This window comes from Streptomyces parvus (genome assembly GCF_032121415.1).
GTDB classification, from domain to species: Bacteria; Actinomycetota; Actinomycetes; order Streptomycetales; family Streptomycetaceae; genus Streptomyces; species Streptomyces globisporus_A.
Map to the genome: position 1 here is coordinate 6,446,767 of NZ_CP135079.1, position 20,733 is coordinate 6,467,499.

Consider the following 20,733-nt stretch of genomic DNA (forward strand, 5'->3'; position numbering starts at 1 on the left):
CGGCCGGAAAAACGCGGTAGTGGAGCGCTATCGGTCGGCGCAGCGGGGACAGCGGAGGAAGGGTGGTGCCAGCAACTGCAAGGCGCGCTCAGCCTGTTGTGGGACGACGCCGTTGCCGAGCGCGGTGAGCTGCGCCGGACGGCCGAGCCCCGGAGTCGCGGTGACCCAGCCGGCGTCGAGGCCCTGCATCCACTCCACGAAGTCCGCGCGGAGCCGACCGGCCGCGTCCGTGGGGGCCGGGGCCGGGCGGGTGAGGCTCTCCCATCGGGTGATGGCGGATCCGTACGCTCCCCATCGCCGGTCCGCGTCCCCGCCTCCGGTATCTCCTCCGCCCAGAGGGGCAGGACCACCGCCGACAAGGGAGGCCGCCATCCCTTCCCGGGGCGGCGGCCCGGGGTGCCCGTGTCGCTGGCCCTCGGCGTCGGCAGCAGAGAAGCTGCCGCGCTGGGCAGGGTCATGTCGCCATTGCCGTGCCGCTGGTTCGGCGAGCCCTTGATTCCGTCCGACGCCTTCGGGGTCGGCAGCAGCAGCCACTCGACCTCGTCGGCCAGGTTCGGACCGTGCCCCCCGCTCTTCCGCTTCGATGGATGCTGGCTGCCGCCGTTCTTCCCGATGTTGCTGGTCGGCGTCTTCAGCAGGGTGCCCGGCGGGCCAAGCGGCGAGGAAGGTCCGCTCGCGGCGGTGCGGAGCCCCGACGTCGGAGGCGCGAAGCACGAGCCACTTCGCGTCGTACCCGAGGTCGGCCAGGGATCCGAGTACGGCACCGAGTGCCCGCAGAGCAGGCTGACCTGCGGTGTCTCCCAGACACCACGGACAGGGTTCCACGTCGCCAGGGGAACCGGCGGGGGAGGTGAGGAGGCCGCGCACATTCTCGATCACAACCAGGCAGGGTCGGAGGGCTGCGACCGCACGGGCGACGTGCAGCCAGAGCCCGGAGCGGGTCTGGGCGTTGAGTCCGGCCCGGCGGCCGGCGACCGAGACGTCTTTGACAGGGGAAGCCAGCCGTCAGGACGCACACCCGGGGGACGGTGGACCAGTCGACGGCGGTGATATCGCCCAGGTTCGGGACGCCGGGCCAGTGGCGGGCCAGGATGCGTGAGGCGTTCGGGTCGACCTCGGCATGCCAGGCGAGCGTGCCGCCGAGCGCGGACTGCACACCCAGGTCGAGGCCGCCGTACCCCGAGCAGAGAGACCCGATCAACGGGGTGGCGAGGCTCGGGGCCGTGACGCGTAGGTCCGGCGCGGCTGCGGAGATGGGGTAGATCAAGGCGAGTTCCAGGGGCAGAAGAGGCTGGTGGGGAGGGGGCCTCACGGGTGGCCGCGCGAGGGTGGTCGGGCTGCTGACAGCGTGGGGAGACGGCTGGCCGGGGCTGGGGGTGACGCGCCTGGGCGGGGTGTGCTGCGGGCGCGGGCGGCCTTCACTCGGGCGGGTGGCGGCTCGGCCGCCGACGGAGCGGATGCCGTGGTCTTCGGAGCCGGACTGCTGTTCGCGGTGGCCCAGCGGGCACGTACCTCGTCGAGCGGACCGAGTTCGTGCAGGGCGTGGTTGATCAGCCGGCCGGGCCCCAGAGCCTCGTCCTGGGCCAGGGTCCGGATGGCTCGCGCGGAGGCGGCGGCGGTGCGGGTGACGGAGGAGCGCATCACCCGCTGTCCGAACCAGTCAGCGCTGCCGGGGACCATGCCTTCGCAGACGGCGGTCAGCTGCTCGCTCGACACAGTGCCGTCGGCCAGCAGACCGCGTCGCTGGGCCTCCCAGAGCAGGGTGATCCGGTCGATGGGTTCGCCTCGGTGGTGCAGCGCGCCCAGGCACCGGTAGAGCTGCCCATGGGTCGGGTCGGCGAAGTCTCCCGGCCGCAGCCAGGCCACCACCTCGCCCATGGCCCCCGGCTGTTCGGCGAGGACGGCCAAGAGGAACCGCTCGTCCTCGGCGACCTGGCCGCTCTGCGCCGGAGGCGGGATGTGCGTGGCGGCAGAGGGCCCAGCGGTAGGTGGGACCGGTCGAGGGTCGGTTCCCCAGCGTCGCGCAAGGTCGGTGAGTACGCCGGTCAGGACGTCCGCCGTGCGCAAGGCTCCCTCGACCTCGCCCTGGACGGCGTCGGCCCGAGCCGCTTGGTGGAGACGGATCGCGTGCTGGGCGACGTTGCGGTGAATCGCCCCCTCCAGCACCATGCGTCCGTACACGGGGGCGTGCTCTGTTCGGGGACACGCCTGGATCAGGGTGTGGGCGTACGCCGCGGTCAGCCCGCGCACGTGCTGTCCGGCCTCCTCGACCGCGTCGGTCACCCACGACAGCGGCAACGGACCAGCGGCCGAGAGCGCGGGATGCCCGTCGTTGCGCAGCTTGCGGAGCGCGGCGAACAGCGCCTGGTGGACGGGCCGATAGAAGTAGTCCGCAGCGAGCCACTCCAGGTGCGTGAGCTGCTCGGGTTCGAGGAGTGCGGCACCGAGGACCGCCTGCTCGGCACTCATCAGCGGGTTCACCGCCGGCCTCCGGGATCAACGCAGGACGCCTTGTCCTGCCGGACGAGGAGGTTGGCGACTGCCTGATCGGCAGCGGCCATCGACAGCGCGAAGTCGTCCAAGACGGCAGTGAAGGCGGGATCGGAGGCGGGAACCGAGCCTGCCTCGCCGTCAAGCCACCACCGGCCACCGCGCAGGACGACCGGAGCGTGGGCCAACTGCCCCTGCTGTGGTGTGGGCGCGCTCATGCCGACAGTCCAAGATCGTCCTGGCCGATGCTCTTCGCGAGGGCACGCTCGGTGATGGCCTTCGTGGCGCGAGCGGAAGCCGGGCCGACCACCTTGGCGGAGGGCTCCTTGTACCAGGGCTTGAGGTTGAGCATGGCGACCCGGATGCCGGTGGCCAGCAGCAGTACCTTGCCCTTGGGCAGGGCGCGGATGGCGTCCGGCGGAAGGATCCGCTCCGTGCGCATGCTCACCGAGGTGGACTTGCCGCCCTCGCTGGTCGACACCGAGGTGGTCTGGACGTCGTGATCGCCGACCTGACGGCTGAGCCGGTCGGCGAAGTCCGCGTCATCGATGCCAGATCCGATGATCTTGATGGTGGCGGCGGAGTACAGGGCGTCCATACCGGCCTCGCCCCAGCAACGCTGGCCCTGACGGTAGGACTGCAGGATCGTCATCGGGATGACGCCTCGGCTGCCCAGGTGGCTGTAGAGATCAGGGAGATCCGAGATGCGGCAGACGTTCGCCGCCTCGTCGAGGACGCACAGGGCGGGCGGGTCGAGTCGCCCGCCGGAGCGCTCGGCGACGATCACGGCCGCGCGCATCACGGCGTCGGCCGCCGCCGCGATGATCGCGGACGCACTGCCGCCGCCGTCCTTGCTCAGCAGGTACAGGGTGTCGCGGGACGTGGCGAAGGCGAACGGCTGGAACTCGGGGAGGTCGTCGTTCGGGGTGACCCAGGCGGCGACGTCCGGGTCGAGCAGGCAGCTCGCGTACTGCCTCGCGGTCTCATAGATGCCGTCGCGCGTTTCGGTCGCGCCGGAGACGGTGCCCTGGAGTTGGGCGGCGACGGCATGGTGGCCGGCGTCGGTGAGCAGGTCCACCGGGGTGCGGTCGGCCGGCATCGCGAGCCAGGCCAGGACGTCGGTGATCGGCCGCCGGTGGGACGCGGCGGCGAGGAAGAGGGCGCCGAGGGTGTTGCTCGCGGCGGTGGACCAGAAGTCGGAGCCGCTGGACTCGTCCACGCTCGCCGTCACGAAGTGCCCCGCCAACCTCTTCGCCCCGGCGAGATCGCGGGCGTCGGCCAGGATGTCCCACCACATCTCGCGCGGGTGATGGGCGATCTGCTGCGGATCGAGGGTCCAGATCGTGCCGACCTCGGCACGGGCGTCCACCGTGGTGGTGAAGGCATCGTTCGCGGCTTTGTTGCTGGTGAGCAGGACCGGGCCCGGCGCCGAGAGGATCGCGGGGATCGCCAGCCCGGACGTCTTGCCGGAACGCGGGGCCATGATCGCGACGATCACGTCCTCCCAGGACGCGCGGACCTCCGCACGACCGGGATCGAGGGTGCCGAGCAGGATGCCACGGTCAGCGGGCAGGACCTCTTTTACTCTCCCGGCCGCCCAGGCTCGGGCGCAGGCTCTTCGCCTTGGCGACGATCTCCTTGTCCAGCAGCGGCGCCAGGTCCGCCTTGCGGGCGAGGCCGGACTTGGACCCGGCACGCCAGCGCATCCACAGCACCGCAGCGGTGACGACCAGGGCAACAGTGAACAGGGCGGGGACGACGCGGGCGCCGACCATCAGCATGTTGGTGCTCAAGGCTGGCCACAGCACCTCCGGGTGCAGCAGCGCGTCCGTGACGTGGAAGGGGGCCCATGTCCCGCTCCCGACAGCGGTATTGGTGAGATTTCCGGTCAGCCAGGCGACAGAGCCGAAAGCCATGACGGCGCCGAGGACGCCGAACAGCAGGTAGAGGAGCGCGTCCGACCCGGTGGTGGTCGAGGGCGCGCTGGTGCGCGGGGAAGGCACGGCGGTTCCTTGTGTGTGCGAGCGGGCGGGGCGGGGCGCGCTCAGCTCTCGTGCAGCTCATGGGGGTACTCCTGGAAGTCCGAAGCGGAACGTTTCAGCGGGGTCGGCCAGCAGAACGAGGCGCGGGCGGAGGTGCTGCGGTGGCCGGCGGACTGCCAGTCGACGGCGATGTTCCGGCGCGCGGCGAGGAGGCGCGGGCCGCCCGCTGCCGGTCTGAATCGACGTTCCGGGCAGCGGACGGCACAGGAGCAGCCTCGGCACCGAGGACATCGTCGAGCAACTCCCGGCTGCGCAAGACGTTGACCATCTGGTGGTGCCGGGGGTCCGTGCGCTCTGCGGGACAGTCGGCGAGACCGTCCTCGGCGACTTCCAACTGCTCACGGACGTCCTGGAGCATTCCGTACGCGGCGGCCAGTCGTGTCCACGTCTCGAAAGTCGGATGGTGATGCGGGTCGTCGAAGTCGAGACGGGCGCGAATCCAGTCGGCGGCAGAGGCGACGAGTTCGGTCAGCTCGGGCAGAGCCCCGACCAGTGCGCCGTTGACCTCCGCAATGATGCCCGCCACCTCATCGGGCGAGGCGTCCTCGTGGAGGCGAGAGATCATTCCGCGGACCGAGTACGGATCGGCGGAAGCGTTGGGCAGGTGCCTGACCTGCAGCGGCTTGTCGGAGCCCGGTGCCGCGCTGCGGTGGGCGAGCCGGATGTTGTGCTGCATGGCCGCACCGACGGCCTCGCCGATGCTGGAGTAGTACTCGGGCACGGTTGCCTCTTCGGGTGAGTGGTCTTTGACGGGTGAGTCGAGCGGGGGCGCGACGTACTGGAGGCCGACGGCGGAGAGGGCGGCCGGGGTCACCGTCGGGGGGTTGAGGCGCGCGGCGGGTGACCCGTCGCAGAGCAAGGCGCCGGCGGGGAACTGGACGCCGAGGAGACCTTGGCCTGGTTCGCCGCAGGAGAAGTGGCGAGAGCGGCACCACGGTGATCACGGACGGTCCGTGCTGGGGAGTAGCTCGTCGAAGCGGTGCCGACGCGGCGTAGTTCGGCATCGGAGTCGACGAGTTCGGACTGGGCTGAGCTGACGAACTCCGAGGCGAAGCCGAACCGGTCGCCGAGCGCATACGCGTCGTCGTCCAGGTCGTTGACCTGTTCTCCCGCTGCTTCCAGCGCCTCCCGGACACGCTCCAGAGCACCGTGCTCGGGGTGAAGGAGGTGGTCGACTGCCCGCTGAAGGCTGGCTCCGTCTTCGGCCGCACGGATCTGGTCCGTGATGCTGAGGAGCTCAGCTCCGGCGGCGTAGGGCCCCAGCGCATGCACCGGAGGGCTCATCCGGGCCGTGTCGAGGGACGGCGGAAGGGTGACGTCATATCGAGCGGCTCGAAGCATCTCGGCCGCATGGGTGGCGATGGCGACCTGGTCGGCGAGCGGAGTTGTGGTGGGCAGGCGATGGCGTCGGCCGTGCCAGTCGTCGATCTGCTTGAAACCGGCGTGGCGGAGGAGCTGCGCGGAGAGGTCATCGGTAGCGCCCTTGGCAACGACGCTGCCGCTGGACTCGGACGTGATGGTGATCGAGGTAGGCACGGAAGTCTCCGGGGCAGAGGGAGCGAAGGACCCGTTGGAGTTGGGCCAGTGGGCAGAGCGTCCGGCAGATCCGGGTTTTGGTCCGGCCGAGAATCGCTGGTAGAGGCCGCACGGTGGCGGTCAGCCGGGTGCACCGCCGCAGCAGGGCACCCGGTCGGTCAGAAGAAGAAATTTCCTGTCGGCCGGTCGGCCCCGGTGGCGGCTCGGAGCAGTTCGGCGAGGTCCTCGGGCTCGGACGACCTCTGGTCTATCCACCACCCGGCGCGGGTCACCGTACGAGCGTTCTCCTCGATCTCCGCCCACTCCGCTTCGCTGGTCGTGCCTCCGGTGACGAGTGCGGTGTAGCCGTTGGTAAGGATCTGGTGACGACAGCGCACGCCCCAGGGAACGGCCCGCTCGGTCCCCTCCAGAGGAGGCATCCGGTACTGCTCGGACCAGGCTTCGGACGCCGTTTGCTCCTCGGCGCGCTTCGCCTTGAGCCAGGCGGCCTTGTCCTGCTCGTCGCCCTCGTTCGAGGCACGCCAGCAGTCCGTGTTTATCTGCATTTCATCCGGACGGGGCGACAGGAGCGCCGTGGGCGGTGCGTCAACGTCCTCCCGGCGGAAAGCAGCACATGTGGAAGAAATCCGTCGACCAACGGGCGGGGCAGTGGCAGCATGACGCCATGAACGACGAGCACGAGCCTGATGGGGGCTCCGATGATGAGGACCTGGACAAGGAGCTTGAGCGCTTCCGGGGTTCCATGGACCCACTCATCAAGTGGCAGCAGAACTGGGCAAGGAACATGCTCCCGCCAATCGGCAGGATGCTTCAGGAGTCGGCCGCTGTCAGGCTGAACCTAGCGAAGAACTTCCCAACGATCGTGCCGCCGTTGGCTGCCCAGGTATCGCAGCTTCAGAAGCAGTTGCAGGGGATGTACACCTTCAACAGCTCTCTACGCACGCTGATTGAGTCGGTCAACCGCTCGTATGCACCGCAGTGGGAGCGCATCTTTGAGTCGATCAGAGACTTTCAGTCGCGCATCTTCCCGGAAAACTGGGAGGGTGTAAGTCGTCCGGGTGTTGATGAGTTCGAGTCCCTCTTGATTGATGAGGGCATCGCCTTGATGTGGGTTCCCGGTCCGAAGGTCATTCAGGCCCTCTTGGACGCCTCCACGGCCGCAGAACGGCGGCGCATCATCAGCCGTCGCTGGAAGGGCATAGTCACTGACTGCGAGACGGTGCTGAGCGACGTGACTCACCCCAGCTTGCAGGACTCCAAGAAGTTCGGGCTCGATTGTGTGCGGGCACTCCACGAGGGGCACACGGCACCGGCGCAGGCTCTTGCCGGAAACCTTCTCGACAGCGTTCTGCGAAGCAACTTCGATAACGCGGCTCGGCTTGAGGTAACACGTAACAACTTCAAGAAGAACGGTGTTCGTTTCAACCTGGACGATTACAAGATCCGAGCTGCCTTCACATTTGCACCAGTGTGGTGTGCGCACGCTAAGTACAAGACGGAAGACGGCGACCCGATCCCCCGCACCTTTGGCAGGCACCCGACCACGCACGCCGTCTCGCGCGCCCAGTACAGCCGGATCAACGCGGTGATGGGGCTCATGCTAGTTACGTCGGTCATTAAATTCTTCGACACGGAGATGGAGTAGTGGCCGATCAAGCGCGTGAAGCGATCGTGATTACGGGTCGCACAATGATCCTTTTCGATCTCAATCAGGCGGCAGGTTCGAGGGCAACGAAAGCTCGGATAGCGGCGGCCTCACTGAATTTAGATTCCTGTATGAGGCGCCGCCCGGATCGACGATGTGACGGCTGCAGGCAGTCACTCCTGACCGCCACGGGATACCGTCGCGGTCGGCATGGTGACCGGAGGTGTGGTCGATAGGCCAGATCGTCTTCACGGCCATGGAAGGGCCTCCTTGAGGAGTTGGATCAGCGGTCGCGGGAGTACGCGATGCGGGGGTCAACCGGCCGGACCGCCGGTGTGGTGACGGCGGAGGCGGGGACCGGCGCCCTGCCCGGGATACCGGCGCGGGCCGGGCTGCCGGCGAGCGCGGCGGCGCTCAACGGAGAGGCGCGAGCGGGACCACGGCCGCGCTCACGGCCGACCGCCGGCGTGGCAGCAGGGCCGGGCCGAGCCGTCACCTCTTGGGCGAGGCGGGGCTGCACTGCGACCTGGAGCCCCGAACGGTGCAGGGCCACCGTGGCGTCGGCGACTTTCCCCAGCGCCTCGACGCGATCGGTGGTCGCGGGGAGCGTGTAGATGTCCAGGCTCGAGTTGTGCTGCCAGCCGTCCTCCACCAGCGCGAGCCCGATGAGGCCGGAGACACTGTCGTCGAGGGCTGCGACGATGCCGAGCTGCGGGTGATCGGCGAAGGCGACGTCTGGTTCACCGAGCGGGCCGCGGCCGCGTACCTGTGCCGTGTCGGGCGCCGGTGCAGGGTGAAGTGCGACGTCCACATCGACCTGGTAGCCGGCCTTGCGCAGCAGCTCGATGGCCCGGCTCGTACGGCCGTGTCCGTCACGGTTCTGGTCGGCCAGCGCGTACAACGTCGGCTGGTCGGGGACGGGATGGAAGTCGAATCCCTTGAGCATCCAGGTGCTGGCCGCGAGGTTCTTCGGGTTCGCGGCGACGATGCCGTGGACGGGGTGGTGGCCGAAGGCCAGGTCGGGCAGCACGTCGTAGTGGCTGGGCATGGCAGACCCATCCGAGGCGGGTGCGGTTGCAGGTGCGGGCGACGGGCGGATCAGTTCTGAGGGTGCGGTGCACGGAGGACTCCTGGATCGCGGTCGGTCAGAGCCGGGGAGCGGATGAGGAACTGGCCGGCGGCGGCGCGGCCCGCGCGGAAGACTCCGGCGGCGGACCGGTCGGGAGCACGCGTTGGCCGACCGACGGCGAGGAGGCGAGAGCGACCCTCGCCCGGGATGGAGCGGGGTCGGGCGGGAGCACGGTGGCGGCGCGCGCCTCGCCGGAACGTTCCTGCTCCTGGCGTGTCGGTACGCCAAGCTGGTCCAGGCGGGCGTCGACAGCGGAGAGGAGATCCGGCACGCTGCCGCCGTGGCGCGCATGCGGACCGTCCGGCTGGGAGTCGTAGATCACCTCGTAGATGGCAGGCTCGACGGACCGGTGGCGGGTGACCATCCAGCTTTCCGGGGACTCGGGGTGCTCGGAGGGCGGCTCCTGCGGGGGCGAGATGATCAGCGAACTGCCGTCGGGAAGCTCGGCGTGGACGATGTAGTCGCTGAGGCCGTACTCGACGGTGCCCTCCAGGCCGCGCTGCCCGAGCGCGGAACAGAGGGCGGCCTGAATGTGACGCGGATCGGATGTGGCGGTCGGGGGCGAGGTTTCGTGGTGCATGGAGTTCTCCGTTGCGAACGTCCCGCCGCACGGCGGGAGCCGACGGGGCGTGGAGCTTGAAGGAGTGCGGTGGTCCATGAGGATCCGGTGATCGGGCAGTTTGGCGCTGCCGTGACTGCGTGCTAGGGATCACCGCGAGCGACCGGGAGTCGGCGGATGCGATGCCGGCGGGACCTGGGGCGAAGGGGCTGATACGGCAGGGGTGTTGTGCGTCGAGCGGGTCAGGGCGACGCGAGCCCGCTCGGTCTGCGCCGGCCGTTCGGTGTCCGCTCGGTGAGCTAGATATTCACCGACGCGAACCAACGCCGGTCCCTTGGAGCCGAGTTCGTGTGAGTAGTGCCAGCCTTCGGTGTTGCGGTGCTCCTCGGCACGCTCCTGGTAGAGGTGGAGCACGCTCGGCTGCGAACCGTCCATAAGCGCCATGACGCCGTCCCATTCGTGCCGCAGCTCCTCCGCCCGGAGCAGGATGGTGTCGATCCCGCGTATCCGACGGAGGTCGTCACTGATCGGCCCCTCGACGTAGTCGGGGCCGGCGGCGGCGCGGACCCCGGCCAGCACCTCGGGTCCGTGGTCGAGGAACACCTCGGCGTGCTTCCACGCTTCGGCGTCCCGCTTGACCTTCCCGTCCCCGTAGACCTTGTCGTCCAGCGGCCAGCCGTCCGCGTCGCAGAGCGAGTCCGAAACCGCGTCCCAGGCGTCGCACGCCTCGTTGATCCCGGCGGCGGCCGAGGCCAGTGCCGGGAGGTGCCGTCGCCACGCCAAAGGGTCGGTGGCCTGCGACGGCTCGTTGTCACCGGAGGAAGGAGTGGAAGAAGCAGACATGATCGATTCCCGTTGCTGTGCCGGTCGTTGGGCTAGGCGGCCATGCGGGCGTCTGTGTCGAACAGCTCCCGCTCAGCCGGGTGGAGGATGTGCTGGGTGATGAACGAGCGGCCGGCGACCTTCCACAGACCTCGGCCCTTGGTCAGGGAGGACACCGCCTGGGTCTCGACGCCGGTCAGGCCGAGCAGAGATGCAGCGGCGGCGAGCTGGTCGGGCTCCTGGCGGTAGATGATGCGCGTGCTGCAGTCCGCGAGGAGCCCCTCGGCCAGGACTCGGCCGCGTGAACCGGCGTCGCCCGCCGAGAGCAAATCGCTGAGACGGTGGATCACCATCAGGTTCGCGATGCCCAGCCCTCGAGAGAGCTTCCACTGGCTCTGCATCCGCTCCAGCAGCCCGACGTGCCGCATCAGCCGCCACGCCTCGTCGTAGATCACCCAGCGCCGACCGCCATCGGGATCACTGAGGGCTGACTCCATCCACGCGCTCGCGCACGTCATCGCGAGCACCAGTGCCGTGTCATCACCGGAGCCGCCGAGACGGGAGAGATCGATGGACAGCATCGGTGTGGTCGGGTCGAACGACACGGTGCTCGGCGCGTCGAACATGCCGCTCAAGTCGCCGTGCACGAGACGTCGCAAGGCATGGGCGAGGTCCTGGGCGGCTGAACCGAGGTGCCCAGCCTGGCGGCCGAGGGCCTGGTCGAGGCGTTCGGGGGAGCCGAGTACGTGCGCGATCTCGCCGAGCAGCGGCACCGTGCCCCGGGCGACGGCGTCAGCGACGACCAGATCCAGGGCCAGGTCGAGGGCGGTGTGCTCCATCGGCAGCAGGTCGCGCTTCAGCACGGTGCGGGCGAGGCTGGCCAGCAGCAGCAGACGGCGCTTGCGAACCTCCGTGAACCAGTCCTCCTCGCTCACGGAGGCGGGGCGAGCCGGGGCGTCCAGCGGATTCAACCGTCCAGGGAGCCCCGGGCCCAGGGCGATGCTGTATCCGCCGAGGGCCTGCGAGACACCGGTCCACTCCCCCTTGGGATCGCAGGGGATGTAGATCCGGTAGCCGTGGGCGATCGACCGGGTGGCGATCGACTTCGCCAGCGCCGACTTACCCATGCCGATGATCCCGGCCAGGACCGCGTTGGGGTTGGTGAAGCCCTCCACCCTGCCGTTGTTGTAGAGCGAGAATGGGTCGAAGCAGAAGGCCGCCTCCGCGTGCACATCGCGGCCGATGAACACCCCTTCGGCGCCCAGGCCGCCCTCGGCCACGAACGGGTACGCGCCGCTGGCTGTGGCGGTGGTCATCCGGTGGGCGGGCAGGGCGAGCTTGCCGCCGCGGGCGGAGGCCGGACCGGGGCGACCGGCGAGCGGGTAGGTAGGCCGCAGACCCGGGTCGAGGGTCTGCTCGGCGCGGTGCTTGGGCGGGTTTCCGGCGAGACATGCCTGGCGGCGGGCTTCGGCGAACCCTGATCGGGCGGCCCGCTGTTCGGCGCGTGTCGTCTTACGGGGCACGAACAGAGGGGAAGCACTGGCGCGGGTACGGGGCATGAGCGTTTCTCCAGATGAGGGGTGGGTCAGCGGCGGACGAGGCCGGTGAACGGGGCGTGCAGGTCGGCCGGAGTGGTGCGCCGCCGGACGAGATGAGCGGTGCGCTGGTGGCGCTGGCAGATGGTCAGTCCCGGTGCTCCCTCCGGAAGGCCGGCCTGGCACGCCTCCGGTGCGGGGATCTCGCCGGAGTCCGGCCGGGGCGCCGCGTGGTAGGCGGCGTGGAGGTGCTCGGCGGCCTGCCAGATGCGGGTGCGGGCGGTACGGAGCTGGTCGCCCTCGACCGCGACAAGCTGCCCGGTGCGACCGGTGTGGGCGTCGAGCAGCCCGTACAGCGCGACGAGGTGGGCGTGCAGGGCGTCCAGCTCGGCCCGGCTGGTGACCAGCGGGCCGCCCGGGATGTTGAGCGCCCGGTGGAAGTCGAGCGCGGCGGTGGCGAAGGGCACGAAGTCCTGCGCGGTCGGGCTGGCGGTGCGGGACATGAGGGTGCTCTTTCGAAGGGAAGGGTCAGGCAGCGAGCGCGAGCGGCAGGGCGGCGGCGGTGAATGCCTCGGCCTGCTGCCAGGTCAGCGGCCGGAGGTCGAGCTGGGCGCCGACCGCGGCGGTCTCCACGACGGCGCAGGCGGCGCGCAGCTCGTCCTCGGTGTCGGCCGAGACGGTCAGCAGACCGGTCAGGGCGACGTCGGCGTGCCCGGCGATGAGCTGGCGTTCGCGGGACTTGATGTCCTGGTACTCGATCGAGTCGGCCTCGGAGTCGACCTGGCCGCGCCGGGCGCGTTCGGCGGCGTCGGCGATCACGCTGGACTTCTTGCGCTGCACGTCGCGCAGGGCGGCGTCGAGGTTCTTCGGCTCGTAGGAGAGCGACAGCGTGCGCCGGACGCCGCCGGTGAACAGGAGCTGGTGTAGGAAGCCGGCGCTGGTCTCGGTGCGCGGCCAGTTCTCCACCCAGTAGGTGGCGTGCACGGCGGTGTCGGTGGCGATGTGGTCCGCCTTCTCGACGACCACGACAGGGCCGGCGGCGGCGGGCTCGGCCTCGGGGCGACCGGCCGTGGACCAGCGGTCGAGTGTCGCCAGCGCCTTCGGGTCGTAGGAGGTGCGCACCACGGCGGCGATCTCGCGTGCGGTGAGCCAGCCCGTCGGGGTGAGACCCGCGGTCCGCGCCGCCTGGTCGAACGTGGAGGTGAGCTGGGCGAGGACGCTGAAGGCACCGGTGAGACCACCGCCAGCCTGGTTGATCAGCCGACGGGCCGCCTTGGTGTCCAGGGACACCGCGACGTACGCCTCGTGCGGGGCGGCCGCGGGACCGGCGCTCTGGATCAGCTCGTTGTAGATCGCGCCGGCCATCGGGGTGTCGGGTCGGCCGTGCTCTTCCCAGTAGCGGCGCAGCGCGTCACCGGAGTCGGGGATGGTGCGCTCGATCACCTGGATGCGGGCGATCCGCCCGGTACGGGCGAGAGCTGCCAGCGCGCGTCCCCAGCCGCCGACGTTGGCCTGCTGGGTGCCGGGGTCGAGCAGGGCGTAGGCGAGGGAGGAGACCTTGACCACCGCGGTCAGCGTCCCGGTGTGCGGGTTGTGGACGGCGCCGTACTTGCCGTCGGGAGCAGTGGTCACGCGCAGGCTGGCAGCGGTGCCGGGGAGGTGGAGTAGTCCCTCGCGGGTCGGCCGGCGGGAGGGCCGGGTGAGCCAGACGAGCTGGCCTCGCATCCGGCGCAGCGCGTACCGGACGACGATCGGGGCCCAGTCCGCCAGAGCACGGCCTCGGTGGCGGACGAAGACGAGCAGGGCGATCACGGCCCACAGCGGGATGAGCTGGAGGGCGCCGACCACACCGCGGGCGAGGATCACGGCGAGAAGGAGAAGGCCGGTGAGCCCGGCGACGACCAACTGCGGGACGGTCAGGCCGAGCAGGACGCCGCGCCTGCTGCGGTGCGGGAACTTCACGGTGGGCGTGGAGGACTGGTGCTTGCCGGACATGGTGGTTCCAGACGGTGGGAGCGGGCGGAGGACGGGGCGCGCGGCGCTCTTCTGGACGTCATGGCGCAACCTTCCTGCTGGTGGGGGGCGGGGGCGGGCCGTGGAGTGCGGCCCGCCCCCGGGGATGTGGGTCAGGAACCCGACGGCGGCTGGGTGGGATACACCCAGTTCGTCGGCGTCGCGGAGCCGGTGGCCGACGGTCCGGACGCGGACGCCGGAGTGCCCGAGGCCGAAGGTCCGGGGTCGGCTGGCGGCATGGAGGTCATGTCGCCGCCCGGAGCCGATGCGGCTGCGAGGTGACCGGAGCCGCCCGCAACGCCTTGGGCAGTCGATTCGGACCCTTCCGGTTCGTCCTCGCCAGGACGTGTGATCAGTGGCGGGATCCCGGGGCGCTGGATCAGAGCCCGGCCCTTGTCGCCGCTCGCGTCCGGGTCTTCGCCGTACCGGAAGCGGGTCTGCTGCTTGGGCGGCCCGGCGTCGATGCCCTCCTTGCTGAGGTTGCCGCCGGAGGGGTTGATGCCGGAGGCGACGCCATCGGTGCCCGCGCCCGGGACCTGGTTCGGACCCTGCGGAGCGGGGGCGCCGGTACCGGCCCGCAGCGCGAGGCTGCCTGCGGTCTTTGCGGCTCCTGCGGCGACCGCCATGCCGGCGACACCGGTGCGGTGCATGTCGTCGTGGCCGCCGCCGTCGCTGGCCCAGTGGACGAACTTGTACGTCGCGTAGGGGCAGAGCAACACCAAGACCATCACGACGATGCCGGCCATCGCGTCGGACAGGGCCGCCATTCCGTCGCTGGCGTCGGTCTTGCCCATGGCGGAGACGCCGATCAGGAAGACCACGGTCATCAACAGCTTGGAGACGATCAGGGTGCCGGTGGCCTCGATCCAGCCGCGCCGCCACCGCTTGGCGACCTCCCAGCCGCCGCCGGCCCCGGCGAACACCGCGAGCGCGACCATGATCAGGACGCCGACCTTGCGGGCGACCATCACGCCCCAGTAGAGGAAGGCGCCGATCGCGCACCCGAAGGCGACCAGCGCGGGCACACCCCAGCCGAGGCCGTACATGGCCCCCATCTGGTCAACCTTGATCACACGGCGGATCGCGTCGTCGATCGAGGTGTTGGCGGCTTTGAAGAGGCCGTCGGACAGCGCGTCGACCACGGTGATGGCGACGGTGGTGAAGGCGATGGCGGAGAAGCTGAACAGGACTCCGGTCATGGTGCCGAACGCCGCCTTGGCGAGGGCACGTTCGTCTCGGCGCCAGGCCGCGGTCATGAGCTGGATGCAGAAGATGCCGACGGTCAGGGCGAGGCCGATGGGCAGCAACAGCTCGTAGTTGTCCCGGAACCACCCGGTGTTAAGGTCGATGGCCGTCGTCTTGTTGACGGCTTTGGCGGCTAGGTCGGCCGCGCTGGACGCCAGCTCGCCCGCCGACTTCGCGATCCACGCGCCGAGGCCGTCGGTGACGGTGCCGGCGGGGTTGGTGGCGAAGTCGACGGCGCCGCACACCTTGTCCATCAGCGGGAAGTCGCAGACTCCCATGGGTCATACCTCCGTTCTGGGGCGAGGGTCAGGGCGCGACGGACGGCATGACGCCGACCAGGGCGCAAGGGTGGTTGGGTCGGCACTGGACCGCGAGGGTGGTGGAACGGCTCTCCGCGCCGCCGGCGGACGCGCCCTTCCAGCGAATCGACTGCTTGCCGGAGACCGTGACAGCGTAGACGTACGCCTGGGTGATCGCCCCGGGGTCGTCCTGGAGGGCCTGGGTGAAGGCGTGCGGGAAGTGCCCCTCGTTGATCTTGGCGGTGGCGACCTGCTTGTTGGCGGCCATCTCCCTCCACAGCACCGCCGAGGGGACCGCCTGGTCGACGGAGGCCGGATCGGCGTACTTCGACTCCGTGGTCAGCCAGCCGCGCAGCGCCTTGCGCAGCTCGGGCTGCAAGTACGCGCGGGTGTCGTACGACCACAGCGCTGCTGCGGCGGCCTTCCCGTACGTGATCGGGTCGTGGGTTTTCGGCGGAACGGGGAGAGCGCGGGGCCGGGTGTGAGGCCCGGACGGTGCCTCGGACGACGAGGACGCCGTCGGCGAACTCGGCGGTGGCGCCGGAGTATCGGAGGGGCTTCGGCCCTCGCGGGTGAGGTAAGCGGCCAGGCCGGCGAGGGCGACGAGCACCGCCAGGACGGCAGTGCCGAGCAGCGCCCGGCGGCGCACGCGAGATGCGCCGCCGGGGTGGGTGGAGTGCTGAGCCATCAGTGGACCTGCGTCCCGAGCGTCGAGAAGAACGCCACGACACCGTTGGCCGCACCGAGCAGAAGGGCCGCGCCCGCGCTGACCAGCACGCCCTTCTTCCCGTTCGCCTCGGCCTGGTGACCACCGGAGTGGTGACCCCAGGCCCATACGCCCGCGCTGACGGCGAGGGCGCCGACCACGGCGATGAGCCCGAAGAGGTTGATCGAGCCCATCACCTGCTTGAGGACGTTGAGGCCAGGTAGCCCTCCCTCGTTCGGCTTGATTCCGGGGTCGTAGGCGAGCTGTATGACCTGTTCAGCGAGATGCATGGGGACTCCAGTTCGAGTGAGCGCACGTCAAAGCCCGGTGGGGCGATCCAGCGGTGCGAGGGGAGGTGAGGAGGGGGAGGAGCGCCGGTCAGACGACTCGGCGGGCCGCGAGAATCCGCGATTTCCAGGACGCGACGGTGGTGATCCGTACGACGTCACCGGTGTGCGGGGCGTGGACGATCAGTCCCTGGCCGATCGCCATCCCGACGTGTTCCGGTACGGCGGCCGTCCCCTCGGTGAAGAGGAGGTCGCCCGGCTTGAGGGCATCGACCGAGACGGCCTTGCCGTCCTTGACCTGCGTGTACGTGGTCCGCGTCAGGGTGACCCCGGCGGCCTTGTACGCGCCCTGCATCAGGGAGGAGCAGTCGCAGCGGCCCATCGGGTTCTCGCCGTGGGAGTCGGTGCAGGTGCCGCCCCACTGATACGGCGTGCCGAGCTGGCCGAGCGCCCACCGGATCGCCGTCTGCACCTCTCGCGGCGCGGAGGCGGGAATCTTGTACTCGTCCGGCAGCGCGCCCGCCGGGATGGTGCCGAAGTCCGTCCCGTCGCCGTCCGCCGAGCAACCGCCAGCGGAATCGGGAGATGGGGTGCCGGTGTCGGCAGAGCCGGACGGCGACGGGCTCGGCGATGCACCGCCGGCCTTCTGCAGCAGGGGCTCGATGGCCTTCTGCAGGGCGGTGGCCAGTGGCTCCCATTTGGCGTACGCCTCGGGGAAGCCCGACTTCTGCACCGCCTGGGCGGCCTGGGTGACAGAGAGGGACTGCCAGCCGGAAACCTTCTTGAGCCCCTCGTAGAACTTCGTCGAGGCGTGCACCGGGTCGAGGATCTGGCTGGCCGTGCCCCAGCCCATCGACGGCCGCTGCTGGAAGAGACCCAGCGAATCGCGGTCGCCGTAGGTCAGGTTCCGCAGGCCGCTCTCCTGCAGAGCGGTCGCCAGGGCGACGACCTGCCCTCGGGCGGGGATGTTCATCGCGACGCCCGTGGCCTGGATCGTCTTGGCGTTGGGCACCTGGTCGGCAGGCGCGTCCAGGCCCGGCACGGAGACCGAGCTCTTGTCGCCGCCGTTCAGGATGGCCTTCACCTGCTTGGCGACGGCGGAGGTGTCCACACCTTGTGCACCGTCGGTCGAGCACGAAGCCGAGGCGGTCCCGGTACCGATGCCAAGGATCGGCAGTGCCAGAAGGAGTGGTCCGGTGGCGCACAGACCGACGAGGGCTCCCGTCGTCTTCTTCACTGCTGCCGCCGTTCAGCGCGACGGCGGTGCGGACCAGACGACGGAGGTGGGTCGGGGCGCGGGTGTGTCAGGGCATGCTGCATCGCAGCGGCTCCTCGGTGTTCGTAGGAGACGCGGTGCCGACTTCTCGTGCAAAGCCGTCGGCACCGCGCCGATGTGCATCCGCCTCTCGGCGGGCCCGGGTCAGAGGAGTTGGTAGCTCCAGGACGCCGGTTTCAGGTCAAGCGCGGCAGCAGGCCGCGTTCGTAATCTCAGGCAATACACAGGGGCCTCCTCGCGGCGCTCGCGGACAGATGGGCAACATGCCACCGACGCTGCTCGATTGGACGAGACGGCACGGATAAGCACAGCTCAACGGGGGTGGAGCAGCGCTCCTTCCCGGTGGCACGGCGAGACAGTAGACCGGGATTCCGGCCGCACCAAGCGACTGCCATCCAGGGGTCCGGAGCAGGGAGCCACCTCGTTAGGCGCGGCCGGAATTCGCCGTTAACCTCCGCTGCAACCTCGCACCGGATGCACGCCGTTGAGCGCTGCCCGGAGCAGGTCCAGACTCCGCCGCGCCCGAAGAGAGGCCCTCCCCATGAGCTACACGCTGCACCGAGGCGATGGCCTGACCGTCCTGAAGTCCCTCCCGGACGAGAGCGTCCAGGCGGTGATCACCGATCCGCCGTACAACTCCGGGGGCCGCACCAGCTCCGATCGAACCGGCCGTACCGCACGTGCCAAGTACGTCACGAGCAACTCGGCGCACGACCTCGCCAACTTCCCGGGCGAGAACCGCGACCAGCGCTCCTACCGCTCCTGGCTCACCGACCTCCTCACCGAGGCGTACCGGGCCTCGACCGAGCACGCGGTCGCGATGGTCTTCACCGACTGGCGACAGGAGCCGACCACCTCCGACGCACTGCAGATGGCGGGGTGGACCTGGAGCGGCACGATTCCGTGGATCAAGCCGTCCAGCCGGCCCCGCAAGGGCGGGCCGAAGCAGGACTCGGAGTTCATCATCTGGGGCGTCAAGGGCTCCCTCGACAACACCCGCGACCTCTACCTGCCGGGCCACTACATCGCCTCCCAGCCCCGCAAGGGCCGGGTTCACATCACCCAGAAGCCAGTCGAGGTCATGCAGCAGCTCGTCCAGGTCTGCCCCGAGGGCGGCACCGTCCTCGATCCCTTCACCGGCAGCGGCTCCACCGGGGTCGCGGCCCTGCGCGAGGGACGCCGCTTCGTGGGCGTCGAGCTGTCCGCGCACTACGCCGACGTCGCCGAGGAGCGGCTGCGGGCCGAACTGACGAAGGAGGACTTCGAGCTGGCCGGACCGGAGGCATGAGCGTGAGAGCGGAGAGGCCGGGGCCGGCGGCCCGCAGACGCCAAAGGGGCGGCTGGAGCATCGACTAACCGATGCACCAGCCGCCCCTCCTGTTGCGTCAGGCCGCTCTACCTTCTTGATCGGGTTGATCGAGCCATTCGTAGGGTTGGGTCACCCAGGGGCGCTGGGTGTGGCTTTCAGGCCGCTGCCGTCTCGTGGCAATCGAGGCTTTGTCGCTCAGCGCCCCACGACGACTCGGCCGCCGATTAGGAAGTGCGAACAAGTCGCTGTGTAGAGCAATGCCGGCGAGGTCGTTCGTGGCACGAAGAGTACGAACACGCACGTCAGGAGCGCGATGAGCCGGATATGGGCGGGGATCGACGTCGGCAAGGGCCACCATCACGGCCTTGTCCTGGACGTGGAGGGCAAGACACTGCTGTCGCGGCGGGTCGCCAATGACGAACCCGAGCTGCTGACGCTGGTCGGGGATGTCCTGGACCTGGCCGACGGGCGTGAGGTCACCTGGGCGATCGACATGACCGGCGGGGAACCCGCGCTGTTGCTGGCCTTGCTGGTCAGCAACGGCCAAGAGGTCCTCTACATGCCCGGCCGACTGGTGAACCGGGCGTCCGACGGCTACCGCGGCGAGGGCAAGACCGATGCCCGCGATGCCTACGTGATCGCCGACCAGGCCCGGATGCGCCGCGACCTGCGGCCCATCCGTCCCAGTGACGAGGCAGCCATCGAGCTGAAGCTGCTGACTGGGCGCCGGTCTGACCTGGTTGAGGACCGCACCCGCGTCGTGAACCGCCTGCGCGGCACTTTGCTGAGCATGTTCCCGGCCCTGGAGCGGGCCTTGGACGTGACCAATACCGGCCCGCTCCAGCTGCTGACGGGCTACCAGACCCCATCTGCGATCCGCAGGGCCGGCGCCGCCCGGCTGACGAAGTGGCTGGCCAACCGCAAGGTCCGCAGCGCCAGGGACTTGGCCGAAGCGGCGGTCGAGGCCGCCGTGCGCCAGCACACCGCCGTGCCTGGGGAGAAGACCATCGCAAAGCTGGTCCATACCCTGGCTGAGGAGGTGATGGCCCTCAACGCGCATATTTCCGAGATGGACAAGCTCATCGAGGGCCGGTTTCGCGAGCACGAACTCGCCGACATCGTCCTGAGTGTCCCCGGCATCGGTGCGACTCTCGGTGCCGAGTTTCTCGCCGCCGTCGGCGGCGATCTGGACGAGTTCGACTCCCCGGACGCCCTGGCGGCCTTCGCCGGCGTCGCCCCAGCACCTCGCGACTCGGGCAAGGTCAGCGGCAACCTCCACCGGCCGGTCACCTACCACCGCAGACTCCAGCGCGTCTTTTGCACCTCCGCGCTCGTCAGTGTCCGCTACGACCCGAAGTGGGGCGAGGGCGGCCCGCGGGCTCTGCGATCGCAGGGACCTGCGTTGTTGCCGAGGCTGAGCGAGAAGCAGTTCGCCCAGCTGGAGGCGGAGCTGGCCAGGAGGCCGGCCGCGCACGGCTGGGAGGGCCAGCGATGGACGCTCGCGCGGATCAAGACGGTGATCGGCCGGCGCTTCCACCTGACCGGAGCCTCCGAAGCAGGGACATCCCAGGGACTTTCACGTCTGTCCCAGGGAGTTTCCAGGGACTTTCCGCCGTGCAAGCAGGGAAGGCCCTGACAGCGCTGAAAGATACGAACGCGCTGGTCAGGGCCTATCTGCCTAACACTCGATGATGTTCACCGCGAGCCCGCCCCGCGCCGTCTCCTTGTACTTCACGTTCATGGGCACGGGCGTCTTAGCCCAGGTGGTGGGTCCCCGGCCGCTTTGTCGCTTCTTTTCAGGATGAGGTGAACTTCCCTACGTGCAATGCGAATCCGGTGC

18 protein-coding genes and 3 pseudogenes are annotated in these 20,733 nt (G+C 69.8%); 3 read left to right on the forward strand and 18 right to left on the reverse strand.

The features are described 5' to 3' along the window. Positions 1–27 precede the first annotated feature (27 nt). From RNL97_RS29965 to RNL97_RS30000, 8 genes and pseudogenes are all read right to left on the reverse strand, one after another. Positions 28–1,002 carry a DNA cytosine methyltransferase gene (locus RNL97_RS29965; RefSeq protein WP_264158803.1) on the reverse strand — a complete coding sequence of 325 codons (975 nt, stop codon included), beginning with the start codon at positions 1,000–1,002 and terminating at the stop codon, positions 28–30. A gap of 43 nt (positions 1,003–1,045) precedes the next feature. Further along, positions 1,046–1,312, reverse strand: a pseudogene (locus RNL97_RS29970) (hypothetical protein); the annotation flags it as partial. Next, positions 1,309–2,481 (reverse strand): DnaB-like helicase N-terminal domain-containing protein, encoded by a 1,173-nt coding sequence (locus tag RNL97_RS29975; protein ID WP_192806638.1) that lies wholly within the window; start codon positions 2,479–2,481, stop codon positions 1,309–1,311. The pseudogene RNL97_RS29970 and the gene RNL97_RS29975, both read right to left, overlap by 4 nt. Further along, the gene (locus RNL97_RS29980) at positions 2,478–2,708 is read right to left on the reverse strand and encodes a hypothetical protein (protein ID WP_151510119.1); all 231 of its coding nucleotides are present in this window, start codon (positions 2,706–2,708) and stop codon (positions 2,478–2,480) included. The genes RNL97_RS29975 and RNL97_RS29980 overlap by 4 nt, the downstream gene beginning before the upstream one ends. After that, positions 2,705–4,493: pseudogene (locus RNL97_RS29985) on the reverse strand (type IV secretory system conjugative DNA transfer family protein). Before RNL97_RS29985 ends, RNL97_RS29980 begins: the two are co-directional and overlap by 4 nt. A gap of 94 nt (positions 4,494–4,587) precedes the next feature. Beyond that, positions 4,588–5,346 carry a hypothetical protein gene (locus RNL97_RS29990; RefSeq protein ID WP_313751420.1) on the reverse strand — a complete coding sequence of 253 codons (759 nt, stop codon included), beginning with the start codon at positions 5,344–5,346 and terminating at the stop codon, positions 4,588–4,590. Further along, on the reverse strand, positions 5,343–6,068 hold the full coding sequence (locus tag RNL97_RS29995; RefSeq protein WP_151510117.1) for a hypothetical protein: 726 nt from the start codon (positions 6,066–6,068) through the stop codon (positions 5,343–5,345). Before RNL97_RS29995 ends, RNL97_RS29990 begins: the two co-directional genes overlap by 4 nt. Before the next feature lie 158 nt (positions 6,069–6,226). Beyond that, complete coding sequence (locus tag RNL97_RS30000) at positions 6,227–6,613, reverse strand: hypothetical protein (protein WP_151510116.1); 387 nt, start codon at positions 6,611–6,613, stop codon at positions 6,227–6,229. Positions 6,614–6,732: 119 nt separating this feature from the next. Between RNL97_RS30000 and RNL97_RS30005 the strand changes: the two genes are divergently transcribed. Then, entirely contained in the window at positions 6,733–7,713 is a 981-nt protein-coding gene (locus RNL97_RS30005) for a hypothetical protein (protein ID WP_151510115.1), read from the forward strand. A gap of 283 nt (positions 7,714–7,996) precedes the next feature. On the opposite strand, the gene RNL97_RS30010 is transcribed toward RNL97_RS30005, so the two are convergent. The 10 genes from RNL97_RS30010 to RNL97_RS30055 all read right to left on the reverse strand — a co-directional run bounded on the left by RNL97_RS30010 (position 7,997) and on the right by RNL97_RS30055 (position 17,545). After that, positions 7,997–8,761 (reverse strand): hypothetical protein, encoded by a 765-nt coding sequence (locus RNL97_RS30010; RefSeq protein WP_151510114.1) that lies wholly within the window; start codon positions 8,759–8,761, stop codon positions 7,997–7,999. Between the two features lie 97 nt (positions 8,762–8,858). Further along, entirely contained in the window at positions 8,859–9,422 is a 564-nt protein-coding gene (locus tag RNL97_RS30015) for a hypothetical protein (RefSeq protein ID WP_313751421.1), read from the reverse strand. A 129-nt stretch (positions 9,423–9,551) separates the two neighbouring features. After that, entirely contained in the window at positions 9,552–10,244 is a 693-nt protein-coding gene (locus RNL97_RS30020) for a hypothetical protein (protein WP_225994804.1), read from the reverse strand. 32 nt (positions 10,245–10,276) lie between these two features. Next, a complete protein-coding gene (locus RNL97_RS30025; protein ID WP_313751422.1) occupies positions 10,277–11,782 on the reverse strand; it encodes an ATP-binding protein in 1,506 nt (501 codons plus the stop codon). Between the two features lie 26 nt (positions 11,783–11,808). Beyond that, on the reverse strand, positions 11,809–12,261 hold the full coding sequence (locus tag RNL97_RS30030; RefSeq protein ID WP_151510112.1) for a DUF6238 family protein: 453 nt from the start codon (positions 12,259–12,261) through the stop codon (positions 11,809–11,811). 25 nt (positions 12,262–12,286) lie between these two features. Then, the gene (locus RNL97_RS30035; protein ID WP_151510111.1) at positions 12,287–13,753 is read right to left on the reverse strand and encodes an SCO6880 family protein; all 1,467 of its coding nucleotides are present in this window, start codon (positions 13,751–13,753) and stop codon (positions 12,287–12,289) included. A 131-nt stretch (positions 13,754–13,884) separates the two neighbouring features. Further along, complete coding sequence (locus tag RNL97_RS30040; protein WP_151510110.1) at positions 13,885–15,294, reverse strand: SCO6881 family protein; 1,410 nt, start codon at positions 15,292–15,294, stop codon at positions 13,885–13,887. Between the two features lie 28 nt (positions 15,295–15,322). Further along, positions 15,323–16,003, reverse strand: a complete 681-nt coding sequence (locus RNL97_RS30045) for a hypothetical protein (RefSeq protein WP_151510109.1) — start codon at positions 16,001–16,003, stop codon at positions 15,323–15,325. Further along, positions 16,003–16,311, reverse strand: a complete 309-nt coding sequence (locus RNL97_RS30050) for a DUF6112 family protein (protein ID WP_151510108.1) — start codon at positions 16,309–16,311, stop codon at positions 16,003–16,005. The genes RNL97_RS30045 and RNL97_RS30050 overlap by 1 nt, the downstream gene beginning before the upstream one ends. 88 nt (positions 16,312–16,399) lie before the next feature. Next, the gene (locus RNL97_RS30055; RefSeq protein ID WP_151510107.1) at positions 16,400–17,545 is read right to left on the reverse strand and encodes a C40 family peptidase; all 1,146 of its coding nucleotides are present in this window, start codon (positions 17,543–17,545) and stop codon (positions 16,400–16,402) included. A gap of 580 nt (positions 17,546–18,125) precedes the next feature. Here RNL97_RS30055 and RNL97_RS30060 point away from each other — a divergent pair. Both RNL97_RS30060 and RNL97_RS30065 read left to right on the forward strand, forming a co-directional pair. Continuing rightward, entirely contained in the window at positions 18,126–18,872 is a 747-nt protein-coding gene (locus tag RNL97_RS30060; RefSeq protein WP_151510106.1) for a DNA-methyltransferase, read from the forward strand. Positions 18,873–19,206: 334 nt separating this feature from the next. After that, positions 19,207–20,478: pseudogene (locus RNL97_RS30065) on the forward strand (IS110 family RNA-guided transposase); the annotation flags it as partial. Positions 20,479–20,733 lie beyond the last annotated feature (255 nt).

Bases quoted from the DNA above. Each gene is read 5' to 3' on its own strand.
- RNL97_RS30060 (WP_151510106.1), top strand. From the start codon at position 18,126: ATGAGCTACACGCTGCACCGAGGCGATGGCCTGACCGTCCTGAAGTCC.
- RNL97_RS30050 (WP_151510108.1), bottom strand. From the start codon at position 16,311: ATGCATCTCGCTGAACAGGTCATACAGCTCGCCTACGACCCCGGAATC.
- RNL97_RS30015 (WP_313751421.1), bottom strand. From the start codon at position 9,422: ATGCACCACGAAACCTCGCCCCCGACCGCCACATCCGATCCGCGTCAC.
- RNL97_RS30020 (WP_225994804.1), bottom strand. From the start codon at position 10,244: ATGTCTGCTTCTTCCACTCCTTCCTCCGGTGACAACGAGCCGTCGCAG.
- RNL97_RS30045 (WP_151510109.1), bottom strand. From the start codon at position 16,003: ATGGCTCAGCACTCCACCCACCCCGGCGGCGCATCTCGCGTGCGCCGC.
- RNL97_RS30035 (WP_151510111.1), bottom strand. From the start codon at position 13,753: ATGTCCGGCAAGCACCAGTCCTCCACGCCCACCGTGAAGTTCCCGCAC.
- RNL97_RS30040 (WP_151510110.1), bottom strand. From the start codon at position 15,294: ATGGGAGTCTGCGACTTCCCGCTGATGGACAAGGTGTGCGGCGCCGTC.
- RNL97_RS30010 (WP_151510114.1), bottom strand. From the start codon at position 8,761: ATGCCCAGCCACTACGACGTGCTGCCCGACCTGGCCTTCGGCCACCAC.
- RNL97_RS30025 (WP_313751422.1), bottom strand. From the start codon at position 11,782: ATGCCCCGTACCCGCGCCAGTGCTTCCCCTCTGTTCGTGCCCCGTAAG.
- RNL97_RS29980 (WP_151510119.1), bottom strand. From the start codon at position 2,708: ATGAGCGCGCCCACACCACAGCAGGGGCAGTTGGCCCACGCTCCGGTC.
- RNL97_RS30030 (WP_151510112.1), bottom strand. From the start codon at position 12,261: ATGTCCCGCACCGCCAGCCCGACCGCGCAGGACTTCGTGCCCTTCGCC.
- RNL97_RS30005 (WP_151510115.1), top strand. From the start codon at position 6,733: ATGAACGACGAGCACGAGCCTGATGGGGGCTCCGATGATGAGGACCTG.
- RNL97_RS30000 (WP_151510116.1), bottom strand. From the start codon at position 6,613: ATGCAGATAAACACGGACTGCTGGCGTGCCTCGAACGAGGGCGACGAG.